This window comes from Cupriavidus pauculus (genome assembly GCF_002858765.1).
Lineage (GTDB): Bacteria > Pseudomonadota > Gammaproteobacteria > Burkholderiales > Burkholderiaceae > Cupriavidus > Cupriavidus pauculus_B.
Window position 1 is genome coordinate 173,700 of sequence record NZ_PJRP01000009.1, and the last position, 12,435, is coordinate 186,134.

At 64.2% G+C, this 12,435-nt stretch carries 11 protein-coding genes; 8 read left to right on the forward strand and 3 right to left on the reverse strand.

The window, feature by feature from the left end; translation table 11 throughout:
- Positions 1 to 71 precede the first annotated feature (71 nt).
- On the reverse strand, positions 72 to 2,054 hold the full coding sequence (gene acs / locus CYJ10_RS19420) for an acetate--CoA ligase (RefSeq protein WP_101683097.1): 1,983 nt from the start codon (positions 2,052 to 2,054) through the stop codon (positions 72 to 74).
- Between the two features lie 311 nt (positions 2,055 to 2,365).
- Here acs and CYJ10_RS19425 point away from each other — a divergent pair, with 311 nt between their 5' ends.
- From CYJ10_RS19425 to murI, 4 genes are all read left to right on the forward strand, one after another.
- Positions 2,366 to 3,283 (forward strand): DMT family transporter, encoded by a 918-nt coding sequence (locus CYJ10_RS19425; protein WP_180862995.1) that lies wholly within the window; start codon positions 2,366 to 2,368, stop codon positions 3,281 to 3,283.
- A gap of 104 nt (positions 3,284 to 3,387) precedes the next feature.
- Positions 3,388 to 3,951, forward strand: coding sequence for a TIGR00645 family protein (locus CYJ10_RS19430; protein ID WP_101683099.1), 564 nt, complete (start codon positions 3,388 to 3,390; stop codon positions 3,949 to 3,951).
- Positions 3,952 to 4,093: 142 nt separating this feature from the next.
- Positions 4,094 to 5,617, forward strand: a complete 1,524-nt coding sequence (locus tag CYJ10_RS19435) for a fumarate hydratase (RefSeq protein WP_101683100.1) — start codon at positions 4,094 to 4,096, stop codon at positions 5,615 to 5,617.
- Positions 5,618 to 5,689: 72 nt separating this feature from the next.
- Positions 5,690 to 6,511 (forward strand): glutamate racemase, encoded by an 822-nt coding sequence (gene murI / locus CYJ10_RS19440; RefSeq protein ID WP_101683101.1) that lies wholly within the window; start codon positions 5,690 to 5,692, stop codon positions 6,509 to 6,511.
- On the opposite strand, the gene CYJ10_RS19445 is transcribed toward murI, so the two are convergent.
- Entirely contained in the window at positions 6,501 to 8,816 is a 2,316-nt protein-coding gene (locus CYJ10_RS19445) for an AAA family ATPase (RefSeq protein WP_101683102.1), read from the reverse strand. The genes murI and CYJ10_RS19445 overlap by 11 nt on opposite strands.
- A 453-nt stretch (positions 8,817 to 9,269) precedes the next feature.
- Here CYJ10_RS19445 and CYJ10_RS19450 point away from each other — a divergent pair, with 453 nt between their 5' ends.
- The 4 genes from CYJ10_RS19450 to CYJ10_RS19465 all read left to right on the forward strand — a co-directional run bounded on the left by CYJ10_RS19450 (position 9,270) and on the right by CYJ10_RS19465 (position 11,769).
- Positions 9,270 to 9,926 (forward strand): energy transducer TonB, encoded by a 657-nt coding sequence (locus tag CYJ10_RS19450; RefSeq protein ID WP_101683103.1) that lies wholly within the window; start codon positions 9,270 to 9,272, stop codon positions 9,924 to 9,926.
- A 51-nt stretch (positions 9,927 to 9,977) separates the two neighbouring features.
- Positions 9,978 to 10,709 (forward strand): MotA/TolQ/ExbB proton channel family protein, encoded by a 732-nt coding sequence (locus CYJ10_RS19455; protein ID WP_101683104.1) that lies wholly within the window; start codon positions 9,978 to 9,980, stop codon positions 10,707 to 10,709.
- A 32-nt stretch (positions 10,710 to 10,741) separates the two neighbouring features.
- Positions 10,742 to 11,155: an ExbD/TolR family protein gene (locus tag CYJ10_RS19460; protein WP_101683105.1), complete on the forward strand. Its 414-nt coding sequence runs from the start codon at positions 10,742 to 10,744 to the stop codon at positions 11,153 to 11,155.
- Positions 11,156 to 11,424: 269 nt separating this feature from the next.
- Entirely contained in the window at positions 11,425 to 11,769 is a 345-nt protein-coding gene (locus CYJ10_RS19465; protein ID WP_101683106.1) for a hemin uptake protein HemP, read from the forward strand.
- Between the two features lie 248 nt (positions 11,770 to 12,017).
- Here the strand turns inward: CYJ10_RS19465 and CYJ10_RS19470 are convergent, their stop codons facing one another.
- Positions 12,018 to 12,425, reverse strand: a complete 408-nt coding sequence (locus tag CYJ10_RS19470) for a heme-binding protein (protein WP_101683107.1) — start codon at positions 12,423 to 12,425, stop codon at positions 12,018 to 12,020.
- Positions 12,426 to 12,435: the final 10 nt, after the last annotated feature.

The following is a 12,435-nucleotide window of genomic DNA, read 5'->3' on the forward strand; positions in this document are numbered from 1 at the left end:
CCGCCCCGGGCGGCGCCGGGGCGGGCACAACGTGGGTCACGCAGCCGGATAGGGCGCATGAACCGGTGGCGTTACTGCGTCTGCTTCAGTTGATCCAGGATGGCCGGGTTCTCCAGCGTCGAGGTGTCCTGCGTGATTTCCTCGCCCTTGGCAAGCGACCGCAGCAGGCGTCGCATGATCTTGCCCGAGCGCGTCTTGGGCAGGTTGTCGCCAAAGCGGATGTCCTTCGGCTTGGCGATCGGACCGATCTCCTTGCCCACCCAGTTGCGCAGCTCGGCGGCAATCTTCGTGGCTTCGTCGCCGGTCGGACGCGACCGCTTGAGCACCACGAATGCGCAGATGGCCTCGCCCGTCGTATCGTCCGGGCGCCCCACCACGGCAGCCTCGGCCACGATCGGGTTCGACACCAGCGCCGATTCGATCTCCATCGTGCCCATGCGGTGGCCCGACACGTTCAGCACGTCGTCGATCCGGCCCATGATCGTGAAGTAGCCCGTTTCCTTGTCGCGGATCGAGCCATCGCCGGCCAGGTACAGCGTGCCGCCCAGTTCCTCGGGGAAGTAACTCTTCTTGAAGCGTTCCGGGTCGCCCCAGATCGTGCGGATCATCGACGGCCACGGACGCTTGATCACCAGGATGCCGCCACTGCCGTTCGGCACGTCCTGGCCCGTTTCATCGACGATGGCCGCCGTGATGCCCGGCAGCGGCAGCGTGCACGAACCCGGCACCAGCGGTGTGGCGCCCGGTAGCGGCGTGATCACGTGGCCGCCGGTTTCGGTCTGCCAGAACGTGTCGACGATCGGGCAGCGCTCCTGGCCGATGTTCTTGTAGTACCACATCCACGCCTCGGGGTTGATCGGCTCGCCCACGGTGCCCAGCAGGCGCAGGCTCGACAGGTCGTACTGCTTCGGGTGGATCTTCTCGTCGGCCTCGGCCGCCTTGATCAGCGAGCGGATCGCGGTAGGCGCCGTGTAGAAGATGCTGACCTTGTGGCGCTGGATCATCTCCCAGAAGCGGCCCGCGTTCGGGAACGTCGGCACGCCTTCAAACACGATCTGCGTGGCGCCAGCGACCAGCGGGCCGTAGGCGATGTAGGTATGGCCGGTGACCCAGCCGATATCGGCGGTACACCAGAACATGTCTTCGGGCTTGACGTCGAAGGTCCAGCGCATCGTCATCAGCGCCCACAGCAGGTAGCCGCCGGTGCTGTGCTGCACGCCCTTCGGCTTGCCGGTGGATCCGGAGGTATAGAGCACGAACAGCGGATGTTCGGCGCTCACCGGCTCGGCCTCGCAGTGATCGGGCTGGCCGGCCGACACGTCTTCCATGTAACGGTCGCGGCCCTCGGTCCAGGCCACCTTGCCGCCGGTGCGGCGATACACCACCACGTGCTTGACCGCTTCGCAGCCGCCCAGTGCCAGCGCCTCGTCGGCAATGGCCTTGAGCGGCAGCGCCTTGCCGCCGCGCATCTGTTCGTCGGCCGTGATCAGTGCCACGGCGCCCACGTCCACCAGGCGTTCCTGCAGCGACTTGGCCGAGAAACCGCCGAACACCACCGAGTGCGTGGCGCCGATGCGCGCGCAGGCCTGCATGGCCACGACGCCTTCGACCGACATCGGCATGTAGATGACCACGCGGTCACCCTTCTTGATGCCCAGCGCCTTCATGCCGTTGGCAAAGCGGCTGACCTTCGCCAGCAGTTCCTTGTAGCTGACGCGCGAGACGGCGCCGTCGTCGGCTTCAAAGACGATGGCGGTCTTGTCGCCATTGCCCTTCTCGATATTGCGCTCGAGGCAGTTGTACGACGCGTTGAGTTGGCCGTCCTCGAACCACTTGTAGAACGGCGCATTGCTTTCGTCCAGCACCTTGGTGAACGGCTTGTGCCAGTGCAGCAGTTCGCGGGCATGGCGCGCCCAGAAGCCTTCGTAGTCGCGCTCGGCTTCGGCGCACAGGGCGTTGTACGCCTCCATGCTGGGGATCGCGGCGTTCTTGGCGAACGACTCCGGTGGATTGAAAACGCGATGCTCCTGCATCACCGACTCGATGGCGGACATGGGTTGTCTCCTGGTTTGGCTTTGACTGCTTTGGGTGCAAGGTACGCCCGGCGCCTTACTTAAACCTGACGGTCCGCACTGGGGCGATGCTGCAATGCAGCAGGTCTGGCAAGGCACGGCTCGGGAGACTTGGGGCACAAGTGCAGTCGGCTCTACTAAGTTAGCACAGCTATAATGCGCCGGACCCAAATACCTGAACGCGGCGCACGCCCTTTCAAATGGCTTGCATTGGCTGGGTGGCGGCTTCCGGCCCATGGCATGCGAAGGCCTCCGCCCGGATGGCCGCACGTGATGCTCTCCATCAGACGAACTTGCCTATCTACGCCCTTTTCCTGATCGCCGCCATGGCCCTCGTCGGCAGCAATGTCGGGCTAGGAAAATCGATCATTGCCCATGTGCCCGTGCTGCTGTTCGCGCTGATGCGATTCCTGATCGCCATCGCATGCCTGGCGCCGTGGTACCGGCCGGCGCGCATGCGCATGGTGTCGCGCGGCGAATGGCTGAACCTGTTCCTGATGGCGTTCTTCGGTACGTTCATGTTCACGCTGCTGATGCTCGGCGGCGTGCGGCTGACCAGCGCGATGGCAGCGGGCGTGATTACCAGCACCATCCCCGCCACGGTGGCCATCCTGTCGTGGCTATGGCTGCGCGAGCGATTGTCACGCCGCACGGTGTTCTCGGTGTTGCTGGCCGTGGCCGGCATCGCCGTGCTCAATATCGCGCGCGGCGGCGGCCATGACGGCCCCGGTCTGGGCAGCGGCAACGCACTGCTTGGCAACGTGATGATCCTGGGCGCCGTGGTCTGCGAATCGATCTACGTGATTCTGTCGCGGCGCCTCTCGCAAACACTGGCCGCCATCGAGATCTGCGCCTACACCCACCTGATCGGTGGCGCACTGATGCTGCCGCTGGGCATCGTGCCACTGCTGACCTTCGATTTCGGCAGCGTGGACGGCACCACCTGGGCCATGCTGGTCTGGTACGCGCTGTCGGCCAGCGTGTTCTCGTTCTGGCTATGGATGAAGGGCATCCGCCATGTGCCCGCGCATCTGGCCGGGGTCTTTACCTCGGTGCTGCCGGTGGCGGCGGCGGTCTACGGCATCGTGGTGCTGGGCGAGCGCCCCGGTTGGGCGCACGCGATGGCGCTGGGCTGCGTGCTGGGCGGCATCGCGATTGCCAGCTGGCCGGGGCCCATGGCACGGCGAGCGCTGAACGGCCGGCCACGCTAACCAAACGTTACCCGGCCGCGCTGTCAGGTGTCATGGGGCGCACGGTACAATCGACGCCCACTTCGATTGTCTGCTGACATTGACATCTTCTTCCGGCATCGCCCATGGCCCAACACACCCCGCTACGCCCCCTTCGTCCCATTCCCCGCATCATTTTTGCCTCGCGCTGGCTGCAATTGCCGCTGTACCTGGGCCTGATCGTCGCGCAGGGCGTCTATGTCTATCACTTCCTGGCCGAGGTCTGGCACCTAGTGTCGCACGTCACCACCTATGACGAAACCAAGATCATGCTGGTGGTGCTGGGCCTGATCGACGTGGTGATGATTTCGAACCTGCTGATCATGGTGATCGTGGGCGGCTACGAGACCTTCGTGTCGCGCCTGGGCATCGACAACCACCCCGACGAGCCCGAGTGGCTGGACCACGTGAACGCCGGCGTGCTGAAGGTCAAGCTGTCGATGGCGCTGATCGGCATCTCGTCGATCCACCTGCTGAAGACCTTCATCGACGCCGAGCAACGCAGCACGCACACGATCATGTGGCAGGTGATCATCCACGTGGCGTTCCTGGCATCGGCGCTGGCCATGGCCTGGGTGGACCGGATGGTGTCGCATCCGCACCCCGCCGCCGGCCACGGCACCGATGGTGCGGCGCAACAGGCACACTAGGCACCCTTCCCCGCCTAGGTGACTCATTCGCCTCGCAGCAATACCCGACCAAAGGTGTCGACGGCTGTATGCATCCCGTACAGCCGTCGCCGCCACGGTGTATCATCCCGGGCTGTGTTTCACCGCTGCCCTCCCCCACAAAATGACAGTCATCAAGCAAGAAGACCTCATCCAGAGCGTCGCCGACTCGCTGCAGTACATCAGCTATTACCACCCGATGGACTACATCACCAGCCTGGGCCGTGCCTATGAGCTGGAACAGAGTCCGGCCGCCAAGGACGCGATTGCCCAGATCCTGACCAACAGCCGCATGTGCGCCGAAGGCAAGCGCCCGCTGTGCCAGGACACCGGCATTGTCACGATCTTCGTCAAGGTGGGGATGGACGTGCGCTGGGATGGCGCCACGATGGGCCTGACCGAGATGATCAACGAAGGCGTGCGCCGCGGTTACACGCACCCGGACAACGTGCTGCGCGCGTCGATCGTCAGCCCGCCCGAAGGCGCCCGCAAGAACACCAAGGACAACACCCCGGCCGTGATCCACTATGAAGTGGTGCCGGGCAACACCGTCGACATCCAGGTCGCCGCCAAGGGCGGTGGCTCGGAAAACAAGTCGAAGTTCGTGATGCTGAACCCGTCCGACTCGATCGTCGACTGGGTGCTGAAGACCGTGCCGACGATGGGCGCCGGCTGGTGCCCGCCGGGCATGCTCGGCATCGGCATCGGCGGCACCGCCGAAAAGGCGATGGTGATGGCCAAGGAATCGCTGATGGAATCCATCGACATCCAGGACATCATCGCCCGCGGTCCGAAGGACTGGATCGAGGAAATGCGCGTCGAGCTGTACGAGAAGGTCAACGCGCTGGGTATTGGCGCGCAAGGCCTGGGCGGCCTGGCCACCGTGCTGGACATCAAGATCATGGCATCGCCGACGCACGCGGCATCGAAGCCCGTGGCGATGATCCCGAACTGCGCGGCCACCCGCCACGTGCATTTCACGCTGGACGGCAGCGGCCCGGCCAAGCTGGAAGCCCCTGACCTGTCGGCCTGGCCGCAGGTGGAGTGGGCTCCGAACACCGAAACGTCGAAGCGCGTGGATCTGAACACGCTGACGCCGGAGGAAGTGGCTTCGTGGAAGCCGGGCCAGACGCTGCTGCTGAACGGCAAGATGCTGACCGGCCGCGACGCCGCGCACAAGCGTATCGCCGACATGCTCGCCAACGGCGAGAAGCTGCCCCTGGACTTCACGAACCGCGTGATCTACTACGTGGGCCCCGTGGACCCGGTGCGCGACGAAGTGGTTGGCCCGGCCGGCCCGACGACGGCCACCCGCATGGACAAGTTCACCGAGACGATGCTGTCGCAGACCGGCCTGATCGCGATGATCGGCAAGGCCGAGCGCGGCCCGGTGGCGATCGAATCGATCCAGAAGCACAAGTCGGCCTACCTGATGGCCGTGGGCGGCGCCGCCTACCTGGTGTCGAAGGCAATCCGCGGCGCGAAGGTGCTGGCCTTTGAAGACCTGGGCATGGAAGCCATCTACGAGTTCGACGTCAAGGACATGCCGGTGACGGTGGCCGTGGACAGCTCGGGCACGTCGGTTCACAAGACCGGCCCCGCCGAGTGGCAGGCCAAGATCGGCAAGATTCCGGTCGCAGCAGCCTGATCGCCAAGCTGGTCAATTGCAGTGCAAAGCCGGACAAATGTTGTCCGGCTTTTTTCATTCCCGAGTCCTGGCGTGAACCCCTCCCCCATCGGCATCTTCGATTCAGGCCTTGGCGGCCTGTCGGTCCTGCGCGAAGTGCGCGCCATGCTGCCGCACGAGTCGCTGATCTACTTCGCCGATTCCCGCTACGCGCCATACGGCGACAAGCCCGAGCGTTTTGTCGAAGCCCGCACGCTGCAGGTCTGCGAATGGCTGGTGGCCCAGGGCTGCAAGGCACTGGTGATCGCCTGCAACACGGCGACCATGCATGCCGTGCAGACGCTGCGCGAGCGCCTGCACGTGCCGATCATCGGCGTGGAACCGGGGCTCAAACCCGCGGCATTGTCAAGCCAGAGCAAGGTGGTGGGCGTACTGGCCACCGCCAATACGCTGAAGAGTGCCAAGTTCAACCGCCTGCTGACGTCGCTGGCGGATGAAAGCCAGTACCTGTGCGCGGCTGGCCATGGGCTGGTCTCGCTGATCGAACAGGGCGACGTATCGGGCCCGGCGATCCGCGAGAAACTCGACCTCTATCTGCGGCCCATGCTGGACGCGGGCGCCGATACCCTGGTGCTGGGCTGCACCCACTATCCTTTCCTATCGGAGACGATTCGCGACATGGTCGGCAACCGACTGACGCTGATCGACACCGGTACGGCCATCGCTCGCCAGCTCGCCCGCAAGCTGGCCGAATTCGGACTGGCAGCCAGCCCCGACGCGACGCCGGCCATCCGTTACCTGTCGACCAAGGACGCCTCGCACCTGCGCGAGATGGCCTGGGCGCTGCTCAACGTGGAAGCCGGCGCCGAGACGGTGGCCATCGAGCCTGCGCCTGCCATCGGGGCTACTGAATAAAGCCTACCGGCTTGTGATGCCGCACCTCGGGCTTCACGGAATGTTCCTGGCGCAGTTGGGCCAGGAATTCGTCAGCGGTCAGCGCCTCGCCCAGCACCACTGACTGACGCTTCACCGTGGCGAAATCGCCCGGCGTCAGGCAATCCATGCTGTCGAGATCGCGCCGGATGGCATCGGTCATGCGCCCGGCATCGCCGTCGAGTGCCTCGTCGACAAACATCGCCTCGCGCTGCGTGGGCTTGAGCGGCAGGAAGCGGATCTTGAACGAGAAACGCCGCAGCGCCGCCTCGTCGATGCGCTCGAACAGGTTGGTAGTGCAGACGAAAATGCCGTTGAAGCGCTCCATGCCTTGCAGCATTTCGTTGACCTCGGACACCTCGTAGTTGCGCACCGCCTGCTGGCGGCTCTGCATGAAGCTGTCCGCCTCGTCGAGCAGCAGCACCGCACCGTCTTCCTCGGCCCGCGCGAACATGGCAGCGATCTGCTGCTCGGTCTCGCCCACGTACTTGCTCATCAGGTCGGAGGCCCGCCGGATCATCAACGGCAGGTCCAGCGCCGCCGCGATGTGCTCGGCCAGCGCCGTCTTGCCGGTGCCGGGCGGCCCATAGAAGCACAGTGTGCCGCGCTGGCGCGCACCCAGCGCCTGCACGATCTTTTCCACGGCGTAGCGCGTTTCCAGATTCAGGTTGTCCAGCCGGTAGTGGGTCACCACCGGGCGAGCTTCGGCCTCGGGGCGCAGACCCATGGCACGGTCGGCATGTTCAAGCTGGCGCAGGATCAGCGCCTCGACAGGTTCATCGACATCGGGCCGTGCCAGTTCCACAAAGCGCGCGGCCGACTGCACCTGCGCGGGCGTCAGCGTCTTGCGCGCCGCCAGCGTTGCCACGAAGGCATCGCTGACCGCCAGGCTGCCAAGGTGCTTGCGGATAATGTTCTCGCGCACCAGAGGTGGTGGAATCTTCAATTCGAGATGAAACTGGAAGCGCCGCAGATAGGCCGGGTCGATCTGCCGGATCGAATTGGAAATCCAGATCACAGGCACGGGGTTCTGCTCCAGCGTCTGGTTGACCCACGCCTTGCCGTTGACGGACGCGCGCGTGTCTTCCTGGCCGAACAGGCTCATCAGTTCGCGCGCGCTGCCCGGAAACACGTCCTCGACCTCGTCGAACAGCAGCGCCGTGCGCGGACGGCCGCGCAGAAACGCCTGCGACACCTGCAACGACCGGTAGCGGTCCTTGCCCGAGAGGCTGTTGCCATCGCGGTCGAAGCAGTCCACCTCATAGAGTTCGCAACCGGCTTCGCGCGCCACCAGCCGGGCGAATTCGGTCTTGCCCGTGCCGGGCGGCCCATAGATCAGCACGTTCACGCCGCTGGCGTTCTGGCGCGTGGCGTTGCCGAGCAAGGCGGTCAGATAGCGGGCATCGGTTTCGACATGTGGATAGTCGGTGGTGCCCAGCGTGGGGGGCGCCGCGGGCCGCGTGAAGACCGCCATCATCTCGGCCTCGCTCGCGTAGTTGCCCAGCAGTACGTGCAGCAGGCGGTCGGACAGGCGCATCAGGTCGCCCAGGTCCGTGACACTGTTTTCCGGCAGCGGCTGCTCGATCAGGTTCAGCGTCTCCAGGCGCGACCCCGGCCGCAGCGACGCCGCGATATCGGCCGGACTGGCCGCGGTCAGGCCGCCCAGGATCTGGAACGCTTCCTGGCTATGCGCAACCTTGCAGTCGACCATCACCGCCCGCAGGTCGCGCTTGTACTTGGCCAGCGCCGCGTAGAGCAGCAACTTGCGCTCGTGGTCGGGCAGGTTCAGCACGTGGCTGAGCATGTCGATATTGCGCACCAGCAGCACGCGCTCGCCGTCGAGCCGCGACGCAATCGCGGCCGACGATGCGGCAAATACCGCGAACATGTCCTTGGCGTGGTGCTTGACGTATTCGTCCAGATAGTAAAACAGCGCGCTTTCGTCGAAGGCGCTGTTCCACTGGCCGTGGCGCTCTAGGAATTCCTCCGGCGACAGGCGCGAGGCGCCCTTCCACGCAGGCATGTCGGCACAACGCGCGGACAGGAAGCGCTGCACGCGCAGCACCACGCCGTACGGCCACACCATTTCCTGCGCGCTGACGGTCAGCACGTCATTGATATTGCTACGCAGATTGAAACGCGGTCCAAGCGCGCAGACCACGCGCAGCGCAAACTGGGCGCACATCCAGTCGAGGGCCGAAGTGCCCACCGTGCCGGACGACGCGCGCAACAGTGTGCTGCGGTCGTCCATCATGCGGTCGTCTTCAGCAAAACGGGTGAAATCCATGGCTGGTTCCCTTCGCACGGGGCACGGGGCGTCCGGACCGCAGGGACCGCCTGGCCTGTGCCGTGTCTGCCGCTAACTGGGGATTCCTGTTAATCGTAGCGCGGATTTCCGCGGGTGGGGCATTGGCGGCATGCTGCGGCGCGTGCTGCCCCACGTAGCGCCAGACCGACATCCTGCCCGCATTGCTGCGGCATGCGCAATGAAGCGTCCGCAGAATATCGTCATGCATTGCACAATGTGCAACAAATAAGAATCATTATCGTTTATACTATCCCGCTGATACGCTGCCCAAGAGTGGCGCTCCCCCTGTAACCGGTTACTAGTCAGCTGTGTTTCTTTGGAGCGTTATCATCATGGAATTGCTATTGAGCCTGCTGGTCGGATGTGGCATCTCGCTGATCCTGTTCTACCGCAAGTGATTGTGCCGCCAGGCGGACACCTGTCGTTCCTCTCATGTTCGATCAACGATTTTTAAAGATCACCGTTGCAGTCCTGCTGTTCCATGTCGGACTGCTGTATTTGATCCAGAGCGGGCTGGCCCGCAAGATGACGGAGGCCATCATCGCCCCGGAAATCATCGCCCGCATCATCCCGATGGAGCCGCCGCGACAAGCGCCGGCGCCAGAGCCGCCCAAGCAGCAAACCCCGCCCAAGCAGGTCAAGGTCGTGACACCACGCCCGGCGCCACCGAAGCCGCAACCCACGCCCACGCCTGTGGCATCGCTGCCGCCGTCGCCCACGGCGATCGAAGCGCCGCCCGCTCCGCCTGCGCCACCCGCGCCGGCACCGGAGCCCGCTGCGCCGGCCGCACCGGCGAATGCCGCGCCGCGTGCCGTGGGTATCGATGAGATCGAATGTTCACGCGCCCAGCCAGTCTATCCCCGTCAGTCGCAGCGACTGGGCGAATCTGGCACAACCATTGTGAATCTGACCATCGACGAGAAAGGTAAGATCATCAAGGCAGTGGTCAAGAAATCGAGCGGATCCAGCCGGCTGGACGATGCCGCAGTGGAAGCCGTGAAGGCGATGCGCTGCAAGCCATTCATGCTGAACGGCCGGGCGGTGCAAGTAACTCCGGATCAGCCGATCAACTGGCAAATTGCCAACTGATCGACCAGATCCACCAGAATTTTCCTAACACTGACACTTTCAGGAACCACCATGCAGGACCTCGGACTCTCCCACCTCTGGTCGCAAGGCGATTTCGTCATGCGCGCGACCGCCATCATTCTGCTGATCATGTCGCTGCTGTCGTGGATCGTGATTCTCACCAAGGCGTGGGATCTGGTTCGCCTCAAGAAGATGGCGCACGGCGCGGAAAAGCGCTTCTGGCACTCGGACGATTTCGACCACGCGCTCGATACGCTGGGCGCCAGCGACGCCAACCCGTTCCGTACGCTGGCCGTGACCGGCAAGGAAGCCGCCCAGCACCATCGCGCCAGCCAGCCGCAGTTGCATGACGCGCTGGACATTTCCGACTGGCTGACCCGCTCGCTGAAGAGCTCGATCGACGAAGCGGTTGCCCGCATGCAATCGGGCCTGGCCGTGCTGGCTTCGGTCGGTTCCACCGCACCGTTCGTGGGTCTGTTCGGTACCGTGTGGGGCATCTATCACGCCCTGATCGGCATCGGCGCCTCGGGCGTGCCGACCATCGACAAGGTAGCCGGCCCCGTGGGCGAGGCCCTGATCATGACGGCTTTCGGCCTGGCCGTGGCCATCCCCGCCGTGCTGGGCTACAACGCCCTGAGCCGTGGCAACAAGGGCGTGATCAGCAAGCTGAACCGCTTCGCGCACGACCTGCACGCCTACTTCGTGACCGGCGCACGCGTGCGTCCGACCTCCGCCAATCGCGCTGCCGACGATGCGTCGATGCGCCTGGCCGTCAAGAACTGAGCGCTGATTCGTAGCGCCTGAAGGAAAGCATCATGGCATTCGGCACCCTCGACGGCGACGATGACGAGGTGATGAGCGAGATCAACATGACACCGCTAGTGGACGTCATGCTGGTGCTGCTGATCATCTTCATCATTACGATTCCCGTCATCAACCACGCGGTCAAGATCGATCTGCCGCGTGCGACCAACCAGCCCAACAACGCCAAGCCAGAGAGCATCAATGTTTCTGTCGATGCGCAAGGCAAGGTCTACTGGAACCAGGAAGAAGTAGACGAGACGCAGCTGGAGCAGCGCATTGCGAACGCAGCGCAACTGCAGCCGCAGCCGGAACTGCATCTGCGCGCCGACCGCGACGTCCGCTACGAGCGCGTGGCCGAAGTCATGGCCGCCGCACAGCACGGCGGCCTAGGCAAGATCGGCTTCATCACCGAACCGAAGCACTGATCCTCGCAACCGTTCGGTTTAGCGACAAAAAGGGCACCCTAGGGTGCCCTTTTTGCATCTGTAGACAAGCCGATTCGCCGGTTGGAGCCGCATCGCATTCGCCCATCCTCGCAACGATTGCGTCCCAGATGTAACTTCATGACAGGAGGCTTGTAATGATAACGGTTCTCATTTATGATCATTTTCATCGTGATTCGCACCCCGCGAATCGAGCAGTCATCCACCGTCTGTCCTCAGACAGAACACCGGAACGTCGAACGGAGAAGACCATGAGCACCCTGAGCCTGCCGCTGTCGCAACCGCGTGAAGTCACGCGTCGCCGCCTGTCCCTGCGCCGCGTGGAGGTTGCCCCGCAGGCGCGCCGCGACACCGCTGCGTCGTCAGGCGCTTCGTCGACGGCCTCGTCCGCACTGGAATCGGTCAAGTCGGCGGTCGCCGGCCTGCCCGCTCGCCTGGAAGCGCTGATGCGCCAGACGCCGACCAACAACACCGACACTCCTGCCGTGCCCCTCGAGGCGATCATGCAAGGGGCCACGACGCTGCCCATCCTGCATAACGGCGACGTTTATACGCTGCGCGTCACGCGCTACGGCAAGTTGATCCTGACCAAGTAACGGCAGAAGCAGGCAAGCAGCCTGCGGCAGCGCCGGATTCATCTGTAACGACTTTTGTGGGGACCACCCGTCCAACGGGTGTTCGGCAGTAGTCAGACGATCGGAGTCTCCTGTCAGGCAAACATTCCAGACCCTTTGCCCGACCGGCCGATGCCAGCCATGCCATTTTTTATACCGCCCCGCAGGCGTTGCGCCTGCGGGGCTTTTTGCTTCCTGTCAGCGCTTCAGCGCCCGGGAGCAACGACGGCTCAGATGCCCAGGGCAGCGATGCCGGCGCGCGCAATCTGCGCGTCTTCAGTCGACTTCACGCCCGACACGCCCACGGCACCCACCACCTGGTTGTTCACCACGATGGGCACGCCGCCTTCCAGCATGCCTTGCAGCACAGGCGCGGTCATGAACGAGTAGCGGCCATTGTTGATCATGTCTTCGTAGATCTTGGATTCGCGACGGCCCAGCGAAGCCGTACGCGCCTTTTCCGTGGCGATGTAGGCCGAGATCGGGGCCACGCCATCCAGGCGAATCGAGCCGAGCGGATGACCACCGTCGTCGACAACCACAATCGTGACAGCCCAGTTGTTTGCCGTGGCTTCGGCCTCGGCGGCGACCAGCACCTTCTTCACGTCGTCAGTCGTCAGTACGGTCTTTTGCTGCATACCTCTCTCC